The 18604-nt window shown below is 73.3% G+C and carries 14 protein-coding genes; 9 read left to right on the top strand and 5 right to left on the bottom strand.

What is annotated here, in order from left to right; genetic code table 11:
* Nucleotides 1-237 precede the first annotated feature (237 nt).
* The 4 genes from guaA (at nt 238) to ACF07V_RS02320 (ending at nt 5076) form a co-directional block, all read left to right on the top strand.
* Complete coding sequence (guaA, locus tag ACF07V_RS02335; RefSeq protein WP_392151010.1) at nt 238-1830, top strand: glutamine-hydrolyzing GMP synthase; 1593 nt, start codon at nt 238-240, stop codon at nt 1828-1830.
* 123 nt (nt 1831-1953) lie between these two features.
* Complete coding sequence (locus ACF07V_RS02330; RefSeq protein WP_392151009.1) at nt 1954-2742, top strand: class II aldolase/adducin family protein; 789 nt, start codon at nt 1954-1956, stop codon at nt 2740-2742.
* A gap of 187 nt (nt 2743-2929) precedes the next feature.
* Nucleotides 2930-4162 carry a hypothetical protein gene (locus ACF07V_RS02325; protein ID WP_392151008.1) on the top strand — a complete coding sequence of 411 codons (1233 nt, stop codon included), beginning with the start codon at nt 2930-2932 and terminating at the stop codon, nt 4160-4162.
* Between the two features lie 464 nt (nt 4163-4626).
* Nucleotides 4627-5076 (top strand): DoxX family protein, encoded by a 450-nt coding sequence (locus tag ACF07V_RS02320; RefSeq protein ID WP_392151365.1) that lies wholly within the window; start codon nt 4627-4629, stop codon nt 5074-5076.
* Between the two features lie 156 nt (nt 5077-5232).
* On the opposite strand, the gene ACF07V_RS02315 is transcribed toward ACF07V_RS02320, so the two are convergent.
* A complete protein-coding gene (locus ACF07V_RS02315; RefSeq protein WP_392151007.1) occupies nt 5233-6573 on the bottom strand; it encodes a PspC domain-containing protein in 1341 nt (446 codons plus the stop codon).
* Nucleotides 6574-6729: 156 nt separating this feature from the next.
* On the opposite strand from ACF07V_RS02315, the gene ACF07V_RS02310 reads away from it, so the two are divergent.
* Both ACF07V_RS02310 and ACF07V_RS02305 read left to right on the top strand, forming a co-directional pair.
* Nucleotides 6730-7992, top strand: a complete 1263-nt coding sequence (locus ACF07V_RS02310) for a PspC domain-containing protein (protein WP_392151006.1) — start codon at nt 6730-6732, stop codon at nt 7990-7992.
* Complete coding sequence (locus ACF07V_RS02305) at nt 7989-8705, top strand: LuxR C-terminal-related transcriptional regulator (RefSeq protein ID WP_392151005.1); 717 nt, start codon at nt 7989-7991, stop codon at nt 8703-8705. The genes ACF07V_RS02310 and ACF07V_RS02305 overlap by 4 nt, the downstream gene beginning before the upstream one ends.
* Nucleotides 8706-8881: 176 nt before the next feature.
* Here ACF07V_RS02305 and ACF07V_RS02300 read toward each other — a convergent pair whose 3' ends face one another.
* Nucleotides 8882-9991, bottom strand: coding sequence for an NlpC/P60 family protein (locus ACF07V_RS02300; protein WP_392151004.1), 1110 nt, complete (start codon nt 9989-9991; stop codon nt 8882-8884).
* A 344-nt stretch (nt 9992-10335) separates the two neighbouring features.
* Here ACF07V_RS02300 and ACF07V_RS02295 point away from each other — a divergent pair, with 344 nt between their 5' ends.
* Together ACF07V_RS02295 and pcrA are read left to right on the top strand one after the other, a co-directional pair.
* The gene (locus ACF07V_RS02295) at nt 10336-10689 is read left to right on the top strand and encodes a hypothetical protein (RefSeq protein WP_392151003.1); all 354 of its coding nucleotides are present in this window, start codon (nt 10336-10338) and stop codon (nt 10687-10689) included.
* A 131-nt stretch (nt 10690-10820) separates the two neighbouring features.
* Nucleotides 10821-13271: a DNA helicase PcrA gene (gene pcrA / locus ACF07V_RS02290; protein WP_392151002.1), complete on the top strand. Its 2451-nt coding sequence runs from the start codon at nt 10821-10823 to the stop codon at nt 13269-13271.
* A gap of 85 nt (nt 13272-13356) precedes the next feature.
* Here pcrA and ACF07V_RS02285 read toward each other — a convergent pair whose 3' ends face one another.
* Entirely contained in the window at nt 13357-14919 is a 1563-nt protein-coding gene (locus ACF07V_RS02285) for a M23 family metallopeptidase (protein WP_392151001.1), read from the bottom strand.
* 222 nt (nt 14920-15141) lie between these two features.
* The gene (locus ACF07V_RS02280) at nt 15142-15933 is read right to left on the bottom strand and encodes a lipase family alpha/beta hydrolase (protein WP_392151000.1); all 792 of its coding nucleotides are present in this window, start codon (nt 15931-15933) and stop codon (nt 15142-15144) included.
* Between the two features lie 302 nt (nt 15934-16235).
* Here ACF07V_RS02280 and ACF07V_RS02275 point away from each other — a divergent pair, with 302 nt between their 5' ends.
* The gene (locus ACF07V_RS02275) at nt 16236-16643 is read left to right on the top strand and encodes a cobalamin B12-binding domain-containing protein (RefSeq protein WP_041130843.1); all 408 of its coding nucleotides are present in this window, start codon (nt 16236-16238) and stop codon (nt 16641-16643) included.
* Between the two features lie 296 nt (nt 16644-16939).
* Here the strand turns inward: ACF07V_RS02275 and ACF07V_RS02270 are convergent, their stop codons facing one another.
* The gene (locus ACF07V_RS02270) at nt 16940-18604 is read right to left on the bottom strand and encodes a DUF5691 domain-containing protein (RefSeq protein ID WP_392150999.1); all 1665 of its coding nucleotides are present in this window, start codon (nt 18602-18604) and stop codon (nt 16940-16942) included.

Raw genomic sequence — 18604 nt, 5'->3', positions numbered from 1 at the left:
ATAGGTAAAGACGAAGGTCGGGTGCTTGCGCATGGCGACAGTATGGACCCCGCCCGGCGCCCGGCGGCAACTCGGGCCCGGATCGTGAGACGAAGGCCACTCCGGTTCGGATGGTGAGACGAAGGGCAAGTGCGCCGCGCCGGTAGAATCGACAAATAGCCCCCCTTTCGAGGGAACGCCGGGGAACCCCCGGGGGACCTCCGAGGGAACCTCTCCTACCGCCGGAAGGCCGCCGTAGTGTCATCAGCGACTCCCGCTGCCGCGCCCGACGTCTCCAACCCGGACGTAGTCCTCGTTGTCGACTTCGGCGCCCAGTACGCCCAGCTCATCGCCCGTCGCGTCCGTGAGGCGCGGGTCTACAGCGAGATCGTCCCGTCCACCATGCCGGTGGCCGAGATGCTGGCCAAGAAGCCGAAGGCGATCATCCTCTCCGGCGGTCCGTCCTCCGTGTACGCCGAGGGCGCCCCGCGCCTCGACCGCGCGCTCTTCGAGGCGGGCGTCCCCGTCTTCGGCATGTGCTACGGCTTCCAGCTGATGGCGACCACCCTCGGCGGCACCGTCGACAACACCGGCGCCCGCGAGTACGGCCGGACCCCGCTGCACGTCTCCAAGGCCGGCTCCACCCTCTTCGAGGGCACCCCGGTCGAGCAGTCCGTGTGGATGTCGCACGGCGACGCCTGCTCCGCCGCCCCCGAGGGCTTCACCGTCACCGCCTCCACGGACGTCGTGCCGGTCGCCGCCTTCGAGAACGACGAGAAGAAGCTGTACGGCGTCCAGTACCACCCCGAGGTGCTGCACTCCACGCACGGCCAGCAGATCCTCGAGCACTTCCTCTACCGCGGCGCCGGCATCGAGCCGAGCTGGACCACGGGCAACGTGATCGAGGAGCAGGTCGCGGCCATCCGTGCCCAGGTCGGCACCAAGCGCGCCATCTGCGGTCTCTCCGGCGGCGTCGACTCCGCCGTGGCCGCCGCGCTCGTGCAGAAGGCCATCGGCTCGCAGCTCACCTGCGTGTACGTCGACCACGGTCTGATGCGCAAGGGCGAGACCGAGCAGGTCGAGAAGGACTTCGTCGCCGCCACCGGCGCCAACCTGGTGGTCGTCGACGCGCAGGAGCGGTTCCTCGACGCGCTCGCCGGCGTCTCCGACCCGGAGACCAAGCGCAAGATCATCGGCCGCGAGTTCATCCGCGTCTTCGAGCAGGCGCAGCTGGAGATCCTCCAGGAGGAGGGCCCCGAGGTCGCCTTCCTCGTGCAGGGCACGCTCTACCCGGACATCGTCGAGTCCGGCGGCGGCACCGGCACCGCCAACATCAAGTCCCACCACAACGTGGGCGGTCTCCCCGACGACATCGAGTTCGAGCTCGTCGAGCCGCTGCGCCAGCTCTTCAAGGACGAGGTCCGCATGGTCGGCCAGGAGCTCGGCCTGCCCGAGGAGATCGTCCAGCGCCAGCCGTTCCCCGGCCCCGGCCTCGGCATCCGCATCGTCGGCGAGGTCACCAAGGAGCGCCTGGACCTGCTGCGCGAGGCCGACGCCATCGCCCGCGAGGAGCTCACCGCGGCCGGCCTCGACCGCGAGATCTGGCAGTGCCCGGTCGTCCTGCTCGCCGACGTCCGCTCCGTGGGCGTCCAGGGCGACGGCCGCACCTACGGTCACCCGATCGTGCTGCGCCCCGTCTCCTCCGAGGACGCCATGACGGCCGACTGGTCGCGCCTGCCCTACGAGGTGCTGGCCAAGATCTCGACCCGCATCACCAACGAGGTCGCCGACGTGAACCGTGTCGTCCTCGACGTCACGAGCAAGCCGCCGGGCACCATCGAGTGGGAGTAAGCCCTCCCGCACGCGCACGAGGCCGCCGTCCCCGCACTCCGGGGCGGCGGCCTCGCCGCTTCCCGGCCCGGATGTCCGTCCGGACTCTGGTGACTTGACCGGCCGGGCGTTACCTTCCGGCGCATGAGCGTGATACCCGACCCCGTCCCCGTCGAACGGCTCCACTTCGCCCTGCCGCCCGTCCACGCGACGGCCGAGGAGGAACGCACCCACCGCAAGCAGCGGCTCGCCGGCGCGCTCCGGCTCTTCGGACGGCTCGGGTACGAGGAAGGCGTCTCGGGCCACATCACCGCCCGCGACCCGGAGTACCCCGACAGCTTCTGGGTGAACCCCTTCGGGGCGCCGTTCGAGGACCTCACCGCGAGCGACCTCATCCTGGTCAACGGCGACGGACAGGTCCTCCGCGGCGGCCACCACGTCAACCAGGCCGCCTTCACCGTCCACGCCCAGGTCCACCGGGCCCGGCCCGACGCCGTCGCCGTCGCCCACACCCACTCCGTCCACGGGCGGGCCCTCGCCGCGCTCGGTGGACTCCTCGACCCGATCACCCAGGAGGCCTGCGCCTTCTACCAGGACCACGCCCTCTACGACGCCTACACCGGCGTCACCGTGGACGCCGAGGAAGGCCGCCGGATCGCCGTCGCCCTCGGCACCTTCAAGGCCATCGTGCTCCGCAACCACGGGCTGCTCACCGTCGGCACCTCCGTCGACGCCGCCGCCTGGTGGTTCATCGCGCTCGAACGCTGCGCCCAGGTCCAGCTCGCCGCGCGGGCCGCCGGCAAACCCGTGCTCATCGACCACCGCGAGGCCGTCGCCACCCGGGAACAGCTCGGCAGCGACCTCGTCGCCTGGATCAACTACCAGCCCCTCTGGCGCAGGATCAGCCGAACGGACCCCGAACTCCTGTCGTAACACCATCGCCTCACCCTTCTGTACGTCAATGAGATGGCGCGGCAATCACTCTCCGGCGGGGCGCACGCGGCAGGCGCGGGAGCCGCCGGTACGGCACAATTCCGTGGAATCAACGGCTGGTTGGCCCTTCGGGGAGCGCCGGGACGCATCGACGCGGGCCGTGAAGTGAGCTCCGGGAGTGAGCACCGTGGCGGTTCAAGAGGCGAGACAGTACGGCGAGCACGCGACGGCCTGCGCCGGCTGTGCCCACTGCGGGCAGGCAGGACACCGGCGGGCCGTCGCCGCCTTCCTGGCCCGGCGCGACGAACTCGCCGCCGGGCACGGTGTCCCCGCGGCCGTCGCCCACTCCCCGGTCGCCGCCCGCCAGTGGGTCTCCGACGAGCTCGCCCAGTCCGCCCGCGCCGTGGCCGCACGCGGCCGGGAGGCGGGGCTCGCCTGGCTCGACCGGGTACGGAGCGGGGGTCTCGGCGCGGTCTGGGGCGCCGTCGTGGCCCTCCTCCTCGGCCAGGCCCTCACCGCCATCGACGGCGGCTGGACCGGTGCCCGCACGGCCGGCCTCTGCACGGCCCTGGTCCTCGCCGTCCTGCTCAGCGCCGCCGCCCACGCCCACCGGGCCCGCGGCGGTCTCCTCGCCCCGCTGATCGGCGAGGACAACCGGCTCTCCACCACCCGCGCCGTCGCCGCCGGCTGGCTCCTCCTCCTCGGCTACACCCTTCTCTACCTCGCCTTCCGCTCCCCGGGCGGGACCGCCTTCGGCCTGGCCCGGGGCGCCGGCCTGCTGACCGTCCTCGGCCTCGTCGCCTCCGTCACCGTCACCGCCCGTCTCGTCGTCGCCCTGGGCATCGCGGCCGGCCGCCTCCAGAAGGTCCGCGCCGACCGCCCGCGCGCCGCCGACCTGGTCTGCGACGACAGCGGCCGGGCCGCCCTCGCCGACGTCCAGTACCTCCTCGTCTCCGGCGCCGTCCTCGCCCTGGCCGCGGTCGGTCTGGCCCGCGACCCCGACCGGCTCCCCGAAGTGCCCTGGTCCCTCGTGCTGCTCGTCGGCGTCTCGGCGGCCTGGCACCTGGCCGCGAAGTGCACCGAGGGCGTCCGCCCCACGATCCACTCCGTGGTCCGGTCCCGGGAGGCGGGCGACCTCGACGCCCCGATCCGCACGGGCGACGACATCGAGATCCGCGGCTGCGGCTTCGTCCCGCCCGGCGCCGGCGCCCCCGACCCGCTGACCCGTCTCGTCGTGCGCATCGGCCCCGTCCACGCCCATGTGCCGCTGGTCCCGGTCCCGGGCGGCTTCGCCAACCCCACCGACGCGTCCCTGACCGTCCCCCTCCCGGCGGACGTGGAACCGGGCCGGGTGGAGGTCTCGGTCGTCACGGCGGCCGGTGTGGAGACCAACCGGGTCACGATCGACGTCGTGGACTGAGCGTCCGGCCCCCTTCCCGCGTCCCGGACACCCGGTGCGAGGAGAATCGTCCGCGAACAGTCGTACGGGGCGTGGAGAGGTGACCGACGATGACGGGACAGACGGACCGACCGCACGACCCGAGCGACGACCCGGGCGGCACCGGGGACCCGGGCGGGTCCGCCGGCTCGGGCGGCACCAGGGGCCCGGCGGGCGGGCCCGCAGGTTCGGGCGGGGCCCGGGGCTCGGCGGGCGGGTCCGCAGGTTCGGGCGGGGCCAGGGGCCCGGCGGGCGGGTCCGCAGGTTCGGGCGGCACCAGGGGCCCGGCGGGCGGGCCCGCAGGTTCGGGCGGGGCCCGGGGCTCGGCGGGCGGGTCCGCAGGTTCGGGCGGGGCCCGGGATGCCGGCGGTGCCGGCGGTACCGGCGATGACGGTGCCGGCGGGCGCTTCGTCGAGCGCAGGGCCACCTTCGACCAGTGGCGGGCGATCGCCTCCCGCTACGCCCTCCTTCCGCTGCGGATCTTCCTCGGGGTCACCTTCGTCTACGCCGGACTCGACAAGCTCACCGACTCCGCCTTCTTCGCCGACACGGGCAGCGGCTCCATCGGCGAGATGATGCGCGGCGTCCGCGACAGCTCCGCGATCCCCGCCCTCGTCGACCTGGCCCTCAACAACCCGACCGGCTTCGGATACGCCATCGCCTTCGGAGAGCTCGCCGTCGGGCTCGGGACCCTCTTCGGCCTCTTCGCCCGGCTGGCGGCGCTCGGCGGCGCCCTGATCTCACTGAGCCTCTGGCTGACGGTGAGCTGGCAGGTGCACCCGTACTACCTCGGCAACGACCTGGCCTATCTGATGTCCTGGCTCCCGCTGCTGCTGGCCGGGGCCCCGGTGCTCTCACTGGACCGGCTCCTCGCCGAACGGCGCCGTATTCGATAGGCGACCCAGGTCGCGACGGCGGCGGTCCCCAGTCCGCCGCACAGCACCGGGACCACCGCGTACCACGGGGTCGTCCAGGCGCCGGCGGCGTCGCCCGCGTAGAGCGCAGCCAGCGCGAGGGCGGTCAGGCCGACGAGCAGCCGGCCGGGGCGGAACTCATGAAGCAGCACGGGTGACCTCCACCTGTCCGAGTCCGACTTCCAGCGAGAGGTTCAGGGTGCCCGCCGGGGTCGTCCCGGCCGGCGGGGTGAGCGTCCGGGTCACGTCACGGTCCGGCGCGATGTCGATGTCGCCGGCGGGCGCCCCCGGCAGCTGCAGATCGCCCAGACCCACCTGGGCGTGCAGCTTCACCACCGCGCTCTTCGGGACGATCACCTTGAGCTGCCCGGCGCCCACGGAGGCGCGCGTCGTCACCGTCGTGCCGGCCGGGAGCGGGAGCCGGGACAGATCGAGCGTCCCGACCCCGGTGCCCAGCCCGTAGTCCGGCTGCACGGCGGCCACCGAGGCGGGCTGCCACGCCTCACGGACCCATTCCGTGGCGATCCGGTCCGGCAACGCCGAGGCCAGTGCGAGCAGGCCCGCCGTGACCACGGTCAGGAAGACCGTGCCGAACCCGGTCCGCCCGAGGAAACTGCTGACGACGAGGCCGAGGCCGAACACGGCCAGCGCGGCCGCCAGGCCGATCTGCAGGCTGGTGCCCAGTGGGTGGCTGTCCCACGTCAGGCCCGTGCCGAGGCCGCCCGCGAGCAGGGCGAGCAGGAAGACGAGACCTCCGATGGAGAACGGGCTCCGGCGGACGGAGGGCGTCGGACGCCCGGCCGCCGACGGGTCGGGACCCCACTGACTGCCCGGCTTCGGCACCTCGCCGTTCACCTTGCCGTCCTCGTCGAGGAGTCCGTGCGGACCCCACAGGTAGCCGACGGCCACCTTGCCCGTCGAGCCGTCCTTGACGATCGGGTCCCTCCACCAGGAAGGGGACTCGTAGATCGGCGGGGCCTTCGTCTCGGGCGGCGCCTCGGCGACCGTGAGGACCGTCGCGGACTCCGCTCCGCCCTCGGTCTCGCCGCCGGCCCGCCGCCTTTGCGACCAGACCGCCGCCCCGCACACCGCCAGCGTCAGCGTCAGCGTGAAGCCGAGCAGCTGCCCGCTGTGCAGCGTCGACAGGAAGATCCCGCAGCCGATCAGCGCCATCAGCAGGGCCGCGAGGGAGGCCCCGGACACCCGGCCCGTCAGCAGTCTGCGCCCCTCGCTCTCCTCCTCGCCCGCGAGCGGGATCAGCAGCCACGCGAAGCCGTAGAACACGAGCCCCAGGCCACCCGTCACCGCCAGCACGCCGATCACCACCCGGAATATCACCGGGTCGAGGTCGAAGTACCGCCCGAGACCTCCGCAGACGCCGCCCACGACGTTGCTTCCGCGCGAGCGCCGGAGCGGCGGGGCGGGATCGGCCTCCGCCGGCGGCGGGGCCTCGTGCTGCGAAGGCATCGAACTCGTCATGCCTCCATGGTGACGGCCCGTGACGCCCGGCGGCACCGGGACCGACCCTGGCCCGACCCTGATATTCGCGCGGCCGCCGCCCCCGAGTCCGTACCAGGGACGATCTCAGGGCGGACCCTGATGTCCGGGGCGGGCCGGACGTGTGACGATCGGTGCATGTCCGCAACCGCTCGTGTCACCGAGACCGACGAACCACCCGTGCGCAGGCTCTACCGGAGCGCCGACGGGCGGTGGCTCGGCGGTGTCGCGCGCGGCCTCGCGGGCCACCTCGGCCTCCCGGTCGTCTGGGTGCGCGCGCTCTTCGTGGTGCTGTCGTTCTCGAACGGCCTCGGCATCGTGCTCTACGCGGTCTTCTGGATCGTCGTCCCCCTCGGCGTCGGCGGCCGGTCCGCCCCGCGCTCCCTCTTCGAGACCACCCCGGACGGGCGGCGCAGACTGCGCAAGCCCGACAGCGGGCAGGTCGTCGCCCTGATCGCGCTCGGCATCGGCATCGCGGCCCTCGTCGGGAACATCAGCGTCGACAACGAGACCGGGCGCTACATATGGCCCCTCCTCCTCATCGCCGTCGGCGTCGTCCTCGTCTGGAGACAGGTGGACAACGCCCGCCGGGCCAGTTGGACCGACTCCGGGCGCCACAGACGGGCGCTCCAGATCGTCCGCGGCCTCGTCGGCGTCGGCCTCGTCGGCACCGGTCTCGCGGTCTTCGTGGTGGTCCGCGGTTCCGTCGCCCAGCTCGGCACGGCCCTCACCGCCGCCGTAGCGGTCCTCACCGGCATAGCCCTGCTCGCCGGCCCCTGGCTGGTCCGGATGTCGCAGGACCTCACGGAGGAGAGGACCATGCGCATCCGCGCCCAGGAGCGCGCCGAGGTCGCGGCCCACGTCCACGACTCCGTGCTGCACACCCTGACACTGATCCAGCGCAACGCCGACGACGCCGGCGAGGTCCGCCGTCTCGCCCGCGCGCAGGAGCGCGAGCTGCGGAACTGGCTGTACAAGCCCGAGGGCACCGGCCGGGACGAGGAGCCGGAGACGCTCGCGGAGGCGGTGAAGCGGGCGGCGGCCGAGGTCGAGGACAAGCACGGGGTCCCGTTGGAGGTGGTCGTCGTCGGCGACTGCCCCCTCGACGAGAAACTGACCGCGCAGATGCAGGCCGCGCGCGAGGCGATGGTCAACGCCGCCAAGTACGGTGGCGAGGGCGGGGCCGTGCAGGTGTACGCCGAGGTGGAGGGGCGCACGGTCTTCGTGTCGGTCCGGGACCGGGGACCGGGCTTCGACCTGGATTCGGTGCCGGAGGACCGGATGGGCGTACGAGAATCGATCATCGGCCGTATGCAGCGCAACGGCGGTACGGCCCGGCTGCGGCCGGCGCAGGGCGGGGGCACCGAAGTGGAGCTCGAGATGGAGAGGGCGGACGGATGAGCGACGAGACCGGAGCAGTGACCGGAGCCGATGCGGGGGCGCCGGGCACGGAGCGTCGGGTGCGGGTGGTGCTCGTCGACGACCACCGGATGTTCCGCACCGGGGTCCAGGCCGAGATCGGCCGGACCGAGATCACCGGCGTCGAGGTGGTCGGCGAGGCCGCCGACGTCGACCAGGCGGTCACGGTCATCACCGCGACCCGCCCCGAGGTCGTCCTCCTCGACGTGCACCTGCCGGGCGGCGGCGGGGTCGAGGTGCTGCGGCGCTGCGCGAGCCTGATGGGCGCGCACGAGAACCCCGTCCGTTTCCTGGCCCTGTCGGTCTCGGACGCGGCCGAGGACGTCATCGGGGTGATCCGTGGCGGTGCCCGCGGCTATGTCACCAAGACGATCACGGGCACCGATCTGGTCGACTCGATCTTCCGGGTCCAGGAGGGCGACGCCGTCTTCTCGCCGCGCCTCGCCGGTTTCGTCCTGGACGCCTTCGCCTCGACGGACGCGCCGCCGGTGGACGAGGACCTGGACCGGCTCACCCAGCGGGAGCGGGAGGTGCTGCGGCTGATCGCCCGGGGATACGCGTACAAGGAGATCGCCAAGCAGCTCTACATCTCGGTGAAGACGGTCGAGTCGCACGTCTCGGCGGTGCTGCGGAAGCTCCAGCTCTCCAACCGCCACGAGCTGACCCGCTGGGCCACCGCCCGCCGCCTGGTCTGAGCCGGGCCGACCAGGTCCGAACGGGGCCGAGCTGGGCTCACCGGGCCGACCAGGTCCGAACGGGGCCGAGCAGGGCTCACCGGGCCGGACCAGGTCCGAACGGGGCCGAGCAGGGCTCACCGGGCCGACCAGGTCCGAATGGGCCCGAGCAGGGCTCACCGGGCCCGAGCCGGGGTTCAGCCGACGCGGGTCGCCCCGGCGAAGGGCATCTCGTCGATGGGGGCGATCCGCACCGGGGCGCCCGGCCGGGGGGCGTGGATCATCTGGCCGCCGCCGATGTAGAGCCCGACGTGGCTGATGCCGGAGTAGAAGAAGACCAGGTCGCCGGGGGCGAGCTGGGAGCGGGAGACCCGCGTGCCGGCGTTGATCTGGGTGTACGTCGTGCGGGGCAGGGAGACGCCGGCCGCGCGCCAGGCCGCCTGGGTGAGGCCGGAGCAGTCGTACGCGGAGGGGCCCGTCGCCCCCCACACGTACGGCTTGCCCAGCTGGGCGCGGGCGAAGGAGATGGCTGCGGCGGCCCGGGCGTTCGGGGCGGTCACGGGCCCGCGCTCACCGCCCGAGGAGCGGTCGGCGCGCACCGTCGGGGAGCCGCCGGACGTGCCGCTCGAACCGTCGGCCCCGCTCGTGGTGCCGTGGCCGTCCCGGGCCGCGGCGGCCGCCTCGTACCGGGCGCGTTCCTCCTCGGTCAGCCGGGCGAGCAGCGTCCTGGCCTCCGCCAGCTTGCCGACCACGGCCGCCTTCTGCCGCCGCAGCTCCGCCTCGTGCCCGCGCAGTGCGGTCAGCTTCCCCGCCGACTCGGCGCGCAGCTGCCGGATCGCGGTGAGCTCGCGCCGTACGGCCGTGACGGCGGCCGCCTGCCGGTCCCCGGCCTTCTCGGCGAGCGCGGCCCGTTCCAGGTACTGGTCGGGGTCGGAGGTGAGGACGAGCTGCACCGCGGGGTCGAGCCCTCCGCTGCGGTACTGGGCGGCGGCCATGGCCCCGAGCGCGTCCCGGGCGGTGTTGAGCCGCTCGGTCCTGCGGGCGGCCTCGTCGCGCAGCCGGTCGAAGGCGGCGCGCGCCTCGTCGGCCTTCTCCTTCGCCCCGTTGTACCGCTCCGTCGCGACCTCGGCCCCCTCGTAGAGCCGGTCGACCTTCGCCCTGACCTGGGCGGTGGTGGGCCGGGGGTCCGCGTGGCCGGACCCTTCGAAGAGCGTCGCCGTCGCCGCCGAGGCGAGGGCGAGGGTGGCGGCCGTGCGGACCGCCGAGCCGCCGAGGGGGGACTGTTTGGACTTCCGGTGCGCTGCCACGAGGGCGGGTCACATCCTCTTCCCTGAGGGGGACGGTGCCCGCCGGGCCGACGGCGGGCCGCACAGGGGAGACGGACCGCCGCCGGTTTTCTCGGCGGGGGTGACCGACAGCCGCCGGATCGCCGGCGGTGGTGGGGAGCCGGTCACCTGGTGGAGGACGCTAAACCTGGGGTCACGGCCGGACGGGGAGTTGAACGTTATTGGCGTCAGTTGACGTGTCGGGGACCGATCTCTTTCACCTGGAGTGAGGGGCCGGGGGCATTCCGGAGATCGTCCGACCGAAGCGGCGGGGGGAGTGGACCCGGCCGGAGAGCGGTGCTAGGGCCCCGGTTAGGCTCCGCCCCATGGACGTACTCATCAATGTCTTCGTCGCCCTGCACATCGTCGGTATCGCCTCCCTCCTGGGCGGCTTCCTCACCCAGATGAAGGCGATGGGCGCCGGTACGGCCCGCTTCAGCCCCGCGATGCTGCACGGCGCGCTGACCATGCTGATCACGGGCGTCGCGCTCGTCGGCCTCAACCAGGCCGACGACCAGACCGTGAACAACCTCAAGGTCGGCATCAAGCTGGCGATCCTCGTCGTGATCCTCGGTCTCGTCTACGTCAAGCGGGACGAGGAGAAGGTGGACAAGGGCCTCTTCGCCGCCGTCGGCGGCCTGACCACGGCGAACATCTTCATCGCGACCCTCTGGGTGTGAATCACGGCGCTCTGGACGGGGAGCGCGGCCCTCTGGACGGGAAGCGCGACCCTCTGGGTGTGAGCCCTTCCACAGCCCGCGTCCCGAAGGCGGGCCCGGATGTCGGTGGGGCGTCCTAGACTCGTGAGGCGATGAGCAGCCTCTTTGACGACAGCTTCCTGGCCGGCCTCCAGAACCACTCCTCGGAGGAGCCCCCGCCCCACCCCGAGGACGACGAGCACGGCTCCCCGGCCACGGAGGAGGTCCCGCACGACCTCTTCGGGGAGCACTTCGACGCGCCCCCGCCCGCCCGGGACGCGCACTACCGCGACGGCCATCCCCGGCCCGTCGTGGATGCCGCCGCGCTCCTGGAGGGGCTGAACGAGCAGCAGCGCGCCGCCGTCGTCCACACCGACACCCCGCTGCTCATCGTGGCCGGTGCCGGCTCCGGCAAGACCCGGGTCCTCACCCACCGCATCGCCCACCTCCTGGCCACCCGGCACGTCCACCCCGGCCAGATACTGGCGATCACCTTCACGAACAAGGCCGCGGGCGAGATGAAGGAGCGCGTCGAGCAGCTCGTCGGACCGCGTGCGCACGCGATGTGGGTGATGACCTTCCACAGCGCCTGCGTCCGCATCCTGCGCCGCGAGTCGAAGAAGCTCGGCTTCACCTCCTCCTTCTCGATCTACGACGCCGCCGACTCCAAGCGGCTGATGTCGCTGGTCTGCCGGGACCTGGACCTCGATCCGAAGAAGTTCCCGCCGAAGTCGTTCAGCGCCAAGATCTCGAACCTCAAGAACGAGCTGATCGACGAGGAGACCTTCGCCGACCGGGCCGCCGACGGCTTCGAGAAGACGCTCGCCGAGGCGTACCGGATGTACCAGGCGCGGCTGCGCGAGGCCAACGCCCTGGACTTCGACGACATCATCATGACGACGGTCCATCTGCTCCAGGCGTTCCCCGACGTCGCCGAGCACTACCGCCGCCGCTTCCGCCACGTCCTCGTCGACGAGTACCAGGACACCAACCACGCCCAGTACACCCTCGTGCGGGAGCTCGTCGGCACGGGCTACGAGGACCTCGGCCCGGCCGAGCTGTGCGTCGTGGGTGACGCCGACCAGTCGATCTACGCCTTCCGCGGCGCGACCATCCGCAACATCCTCCAGTTCGAGGAGGACTACCCGGACGCGACGACGATCCTCCTGGAGCAGAACTACCGCTCCACCCAGACGATCCTCTCCGCGGCCAACGCCGTCATCGAGCGCAACGAGTCCCGCCGCCCCAAGAACCTGTGGACGAACGCGGGCGCGGGATCGCAGATCACCGGCTACGTCGCCGACACCGAGCACGACGAGGCCCAGTTCGTCGCCGACGAGATCGACCGGCTCACCGACGCGGGCGAGGCCAAGGCCGGGGACGTCGCCGTCTTCTACCGGACCAACGCCCAGTCCCGTGTCTTCGAAGAGATCTTCATCCGCGTCGGACTGCCCTACAAGGTCGTCGGCGGCGTGCGCTTCTACGAGCGCAAGGAGGTCCGGGACGTCCTCGCGTACCTCCGGGTCCTCGCCAACCCCGAGGACAACGTCCCGCTGCGCCGCATCCTCAACGTCCCCAAGCGGGGCATCGGCGAGCGCGCCGAGGCGATGATCGACGCCCTCTCCCTGCGCGAGAAGATCACCTTCCCGCAGGCCCTCAAGCGGGTCGACGAGGCGTACGGAATGGCCGCGCGCTCGGCGAACGCGGTGAAGCGGTTCAACGCGCTCATGGACGAGCTGCGCACCGTCGTCGAGTCCGGTGCCGGCCCCGCCGTCGTCCTGGAGGCCGTCCTGGAGCGGACGGGCTACCTGGCCGAGCTCCAGGCCTCGACCGACCCGCAGGACGAGACCCGGATCGAGAACCTCCAGGAACTCGCCGCCGTCGCCCTCGAGTTCGAGCAGGAGCGCGGCGAGGAGCCCGCGACCCTGGCCGAGTTCCTGGAGCAGGTCGCCCTCGTCGCCGACTCCGACCAGATCCCGGACGAGGACGAGGAGGGCCGGGGCGTCATCACCCTGATGACCCTGCACACCGCCAAGGGCCTGGAGTTCCCGGTGGTGTTCCTCACCGGCATGGAGGACGGCGTCTTCCCGCACATGCGCGCCCTCGGGCAGACGAAGGAGCTGGAGGAGGAGCGGCGCCTCGCGTACGTCGGCATCACGCGCGCGCGTGAGCGGCTCTACCTCACGCGCTCGTCGATGCGCAGCGCCTGGGGCCAGCCCTCGTACAACCCGGCCTCGCGCTTCCTGGAGGAGATCCCGCCCACGTACCTGGAGTGGAAGCGGACCGGTCCGATGGCGAAGCCCGCCGGGCCGACCTCGGGGATCACCTCCTCGCTCTCCTCCTCGCGTGCGCGCTCCGGTCCCTCCGGCTTCGCGACCCGGCGCGCCGGCGAGAAGCCGGTGATCTCCCTGCAGGTCGGTGACCGTGTCACGCACGACCAGTTCGGCCTCGGCACCGTCGTGTCGGTGACGGGCGGGGGCTCGGACGCCCAGGCGACGATCGACTTCGGCGACGACAAGCCGAAGCGGCTGCTGCTGCGGTACGCGCCGGTCGAGAAGCTGTAGCGGGACGGCAGGACGGCAGGACGACAGGAGAAGGGCCCCGGCAGCTGCTGCCGGGGCCCTTTCTCGTACGGATGCGGGGGGAAGCTCAGCTGGTCGGGTCGAGGCCGTGGCTGCGCAGCCAGGGCAGCGGGTCGATCGCGGAGCCGCCGCCGGGCCGGACCTCGAAGTGGAGGTGCGGGCCGGTGGAGTTGCCGGAGTTGCCGGAGTAGGCGATGACGTCGCCGGCCTTGACGTATCCCGAGCGGATCTTGGTGCTGCTGAGGTGGCAGTACCAGGTCTCGGTGCCGTCGGGGGCGGTCACGATCGCCATGTTGCCGTAGGCGCTGTTCCACTGCGTACGGACGGTGCCGTCGGTCGCGGACATGACGGGGGTGCCGTACTGCACGGGGAAGTCGATGCCGGTGTGCAGGGACATCCAGTTGACGCCGGCCTGGCCGAACCGGGCGCTGAGCTGGTGCAGCTTCACCGGCAGCAGGAACTTGGGGCGCAGCGCCTCCTTGCGGGCCGCCTCCTCCTCGCGCTTCTTCTTCTCGGCGGCCTGGCGGGCGCGGAGGTCGATGCGCTCCTGGGTGCGGCTGGCGCGGTCGCCGAAGTCGCGGGCGTCGGCGCTGAGCGCGGCGAGCTGGGTGTCGAGCGCGCTGTTGGCGGCGACCTGCTTGACCGAGGCCGGGTCGGCGGCGGCGAGCGTGGTCGTGTCGTCCTTCTGCCCGCCGGCCGTGGAGGGGCCGGTGAGGCCGCCGACGGAGGCGGCGGCGATGCCGGCGACCCCCATGACGCAGGCGGAGGGGACCGCGACGGTCAGCAGCGCGGACCGCTTGGCCGGGGTGCGGCGACGGCCGCGGCCGCCGCCGGAGGAGCGGCGCACGGGGCGGCCGGCGAGGGGCGCGTCGGTACGGACCTCGACGGCCGGCGCGTCGACCGTCGGGTCGTCGGCCTCGTAGCCCTCGTAGTCGTAGTCGTACGCGTCGTCCTCGCCGTCTTCGAGACCTTCGAGGGCCTCCGGCTCCCCGGCGTCGGCCGGGTCGTCGGCCTGGGCGTAGGGCTCTTCGGCCTCGTCGGCGACGTACTCGAAGGCGAACTCGGCGGTGTGTTCGGCCTGCGGGGTGTGCGGGGTGTACTGCTGGGGGACGACCGGCTCGGGCTCCGGGGTCGCGTGGTTCCACGCGGTCGCGTCGAAGGCGCCGGTCTCGGTGGCGAAGGCGGGGGCGGCCCACTGGCCGGTGGCGTCGTAGGCCTCGTAGCCGTACGTGCCCTGGGCGGCGTACGCGCCGGCGTGGGCGGTCTCGTACTGGCCGGTGTGCTGGGCCTCGGTCCAGGCGGCGGCGTTCCACTGCCCGGTGGTGTCGTACTGGCCGGTGGTGTCGTACTGCGGGGCGGCCGTCGGGTACGCGCCGGTGGCGTCGTAGCCGGCGGCGGCGTTCCACTGGCCGGTGGTGTCCCACTGGCCGGTCGTGTCGTACTGCCCGGTGGTGTCGTACTGCCCCGTCGTCGCGTACGTGCCGGTGGCCGCGTACTGGCCGAGGTCCCACTGGCCGCTGTGGTCGGCCTGACCGCCGGGGTAGGCGCCGAACAGCGGGTCGATGGCGTAGCTGCCGGTGGTGTGGGCGCCGTCTCCGACGTACCCGGCGTGGGGGTGCTGGTCGTTCACCAACGTCTCTCTCGCCTCGGCAGCAGGACCAGTCCGGGGCGGGCCCGTGAGGGGTGTCCCGGGGGTAAGCAGTGGCGCGACTGTACCCGGCGGTATGCGCGGCGGACAATCTTCGGCGGGGTTTGGGCCCGCAGGAAACGGGCAATCGACCGTCTTTTGCCAGGTCGGGTGGAGAGCTTTGGCCTTGTGTTCGATGAACGTTCGAAGAACGGTGTCGTGCGGTCAGGCGACGGAGGTGGCTCCCGGCCCTTCTTCCCGCGTCCCGGAGGCGCCCGGACCGCCCGCGTCGAGGGCCTCCAGGACCCCGGCGGCCACCGTCGGATGCACCGGCAGCGCGAGATGGCCGATCCCGCTCACCCGCACGTTGTGCACGAGCAGGTCGGGATGGTCGAGACGGGCCGTCTCCACCGGCACCATCACCTGGTCCAGATCGCTCCAGAAGCTCACGAACCGGGTCCGGCAGCCGGGCGCGGGCCCGGTGAGCTCCCGCAGGACCTCCGAACCGGGCCGCATCTGCCGCACCAGCGGATGCGCGTCGGCGAGCGGGGCCACCGTGGTGCCGGAGTGCGGGGTGCCGAGCGTGACCAGGGTGCGCACCCGAGAGTCGCCGCCCAGGCGCTGCACGTAGTAGCGGGCGATCAGCCCGCCCAGGCTGTGCCCGACGATGTCGACCTCGGCGTGTCCGGTGAGGTCGCGGATCTCGTCCACCCGGCGGCCGAGCAGCTCGGCGGCGGCCCGCAGGTCGCAGGTGAGCGGGGAGTAGTTGAGCGACTCGACGCAGTCACGTCCGTGCCGGGTGAGGGAACGGCGCAGCAGGACGAAGACCGAGCGGTTGTCGACGAAACCGTGCAGCAGGACGACGGGGCGGCTGCCCGGGGCGATCGTCGTGGCCGGCGCGGCGGGGGAGAGCCGCTCGGCGACGATCCCGGACGGGTAGAGGACGAGATGGCCGGTGAGGATCGCGACTTCCAGCGCGGTGGCCTTCATCAGGGCGGTGACCTTGGCGAGCTCCATGGGCCGGCCTCCCGAACGGCACGCGGGGCCGAACGGTACGCCGGTCCGCCGCGCCCCCGCGCCGCACGGACGGCGGCACGGGGGCGCGGCGACCTCGTCGCGGCTCCCTTCGCGACCGGCCCCGCTCGCGGCTGGTGGGCCCAGGAGGAGGGCCCGTAAGCGGGGACGGCGCAGAGCGAACATGTCCCACGTGTGATTTCCCCCTCGGTCGCCACCGCGAAACGGCCGGGTGCGGGATGCTGGAGATAACGTTCGTTCACCTCCCCGGCAAAGAGGCGCGGGGGTCGCATGTGGAGGCATTGATGGGTGTGAGCGGTCCGATCCGCGTGGTCGTCGCCAAGCCGGGTCTCGACGGACACGATCGCGGGGCCAAGGTGATCGCGCGGGCGCTCCGCGACGCCGGCATGGAGGTCATCTACACCGGGCTCCACCAGACGCCCGAGCAGATCGTCGACACCGCGATCCAGGAGGACGCCGACGCGATCGGCCTCTCGATCCTCTCCGGAGCGCACAACACGCTGTTCGTGAAGGTCCTGGAGCTCCTCAAGGACCGCGACGCGGAGGACATCAAGGTCTTCGGCGGCGGCATCATCCCCGACGCGGACATCCCCCCGCTGAAGGAGAAGGGCGTCGCGGAGATCTTCACGCCGGGCGCGACGACCGCGTCGATCGTCGACTGGGTGAACGCGAACGTCCGCGTCGCCGCGTGACCCGCTGCGCGGTGCGCAGGTCATGACAGGGCCCTCCTGAGCGGGGGCCCTGTCGCCGTCCCGGCGGGGTTCGCTCCGGTGGAATGCGTCCCGGCGGGGTTCGTCCCCGTGGATTCCGTCCGGCGGGGTTCGTCCCGGCGGGTGTGGTTCCGGTGGAGTGCGTCCCGGCGGGGTTCGTCCCCGTGGATTCCGTCCGGCGGGTTTGTCCCGGCGGGTGTGGTTCCGGGGGAGTGCGTCCCGGCGGGTTCGTCCCGGCGGGTGTGGTTCCGGGGGCCGGGTTCCGGCGGGGCCGCGCCTCAGGGGCTGGAAGGCTGTACGGGGCCGGGCTCCGGCGGTGTGAGTTCGGCGCGCATCGCCGCGCGGAGCCGGAGCGTCGAGACCAGGCGCTGGAAGGCCTCCGCCCAGTAGTCGCCCGCGCCGGGCGAGTGGTCCTCCGCCTCGTCGGGGCGGGCCGTCAGGGACTCCAGCTGCCGTGCCGCCTCCGGGGCGAGGCAGCGCTCCGCCAGGCCCATCACCCCGCTGAAGCTCCACGGGTAACTGCCCGCCTCCCGCGCGATGTCGAGGGCGTCGATCACCGCCTCGCCGAGCGGCTCCGCCCACGGGACGGCGCAGACGCCGAGCAGCTGGAACGCCTCGGAGAGACCGTGCGCCGCGACGAACGAGGCGACCCAGCGCGCCCGTTCCTCCACGGGCAGCGTCGAGAGGAGCTGGGCCCGCTCGGCCAGGGACGAGGTGCCGGGGCCCGTCGCGGGCGGGATCGCGGGGGACCCGAGCAGCGCCCGCGACCAGGCCGGGTCCCGCTGCCGCACGGCGGCCCGGCACCAGGCCGCGTGCAGCTCGCCCTGCCAGTCGTCGGCGACCGGCAGCGCCACGATCTCCTCCGGGGTGCGGCCCCCGAACCTGGCCGGCCAGGCGGGCAGCGGCGCCGCCTCGACGAGCTGGCCCAGCCACCAGGAACGCTCGCCCCGGCCCGCCGGGGGCGTCGCCACCAGACCGTCCCGCTGCATCGCCGCGTCGCACTCGTGCGGCGCCTCGACGGCGATCGTGGGGACCGGGGCCGTCCGGTCCAGGCCGACACAGGTGGCGGCGCGGACCGCCATCCGGCCCGCGAGGGCGGAGGCCGGCAGGGCGGAGAGCAGCTCGGCGGCGGTGGCCCGGACGTTACGGCTCCGGTCGCCGAGGGCCTCCTCCAGGAACTCCTCGTCGGCGTCGGAGAGTCCGGTCCGCAGCGAGTCCACGAACATCAGCCGGTCCTCCGCCCGCTCGGCGGCCCAGGTGGAGGCGAGCAGCGCGCGGCCGGCGGCCGGGTCCTCGGTCCGTACGGCGGCGAGCAGGGCGACCCGCTCGGCGAACAGGCCCTCGTCCCACAGGACGCGGACCCCCTCCGCGTCCTGCGGGGACGGGAGGTCGCCGCCCGCGCCCGTGCCCCGGAGGGCGAACCTCCACTCGGGGTTGAGCCGGGCCAGCCACAGCCCGCGGGGACCGGCCAGACGCAGCGCCCGGGGCCGCAGATCGGTGCGGGCCCTGGCCGCGTCGAGCAGCGCCGGCAGGGTGGCGGGCGGGGCCTTGTACCCCTGCCGGTTGGCGAGGACCAGCCACTGGGGGAGCAGCTCGGCCAGGTCGGGGGCGGACCCGCGGCGCCCGGCGGGCGAGGGCGCGGCCCGGCCGGCGAGCAGCTGGTCGAGGCGGCGCCGGGCGGCCTCGGGCAGCGGCGCGCGAGGGTCCTCGGGCGCGGGCTCCGGCAGGGGCGCGGCGGGCCCCGGCCGCAGCCCCGCCCTGCGTCGTACGGTGTGCAGCGCGGCCGCGTCGAGCAGCGCACCCGGCATGTCCCGGGCCGGCGTCGCGCCCGCGAGCCCGGCGGGCGGCCGCCGGTCCGTGCCGAGCAGCGCCGAGCTGACGAGCTCCTCCCACGCCGCGTCGTCGGCGGGGGGCGTGGTGGCGGTGGTCGTGGTGGTGTCCAT

This window comes from Streptomyces sp. NPDC015661 (genome assembly GCF_043077765.1).
GTDB lineage: Bacteria > Actinomycetota > Actinomycetes > Streptomycetales > Streptomycetaceae > Streptomyces.
Note: the sequence above shows the minus strand (reverse complement) of the source record. Positions and strands in the feature narration are given on the sequence as shown.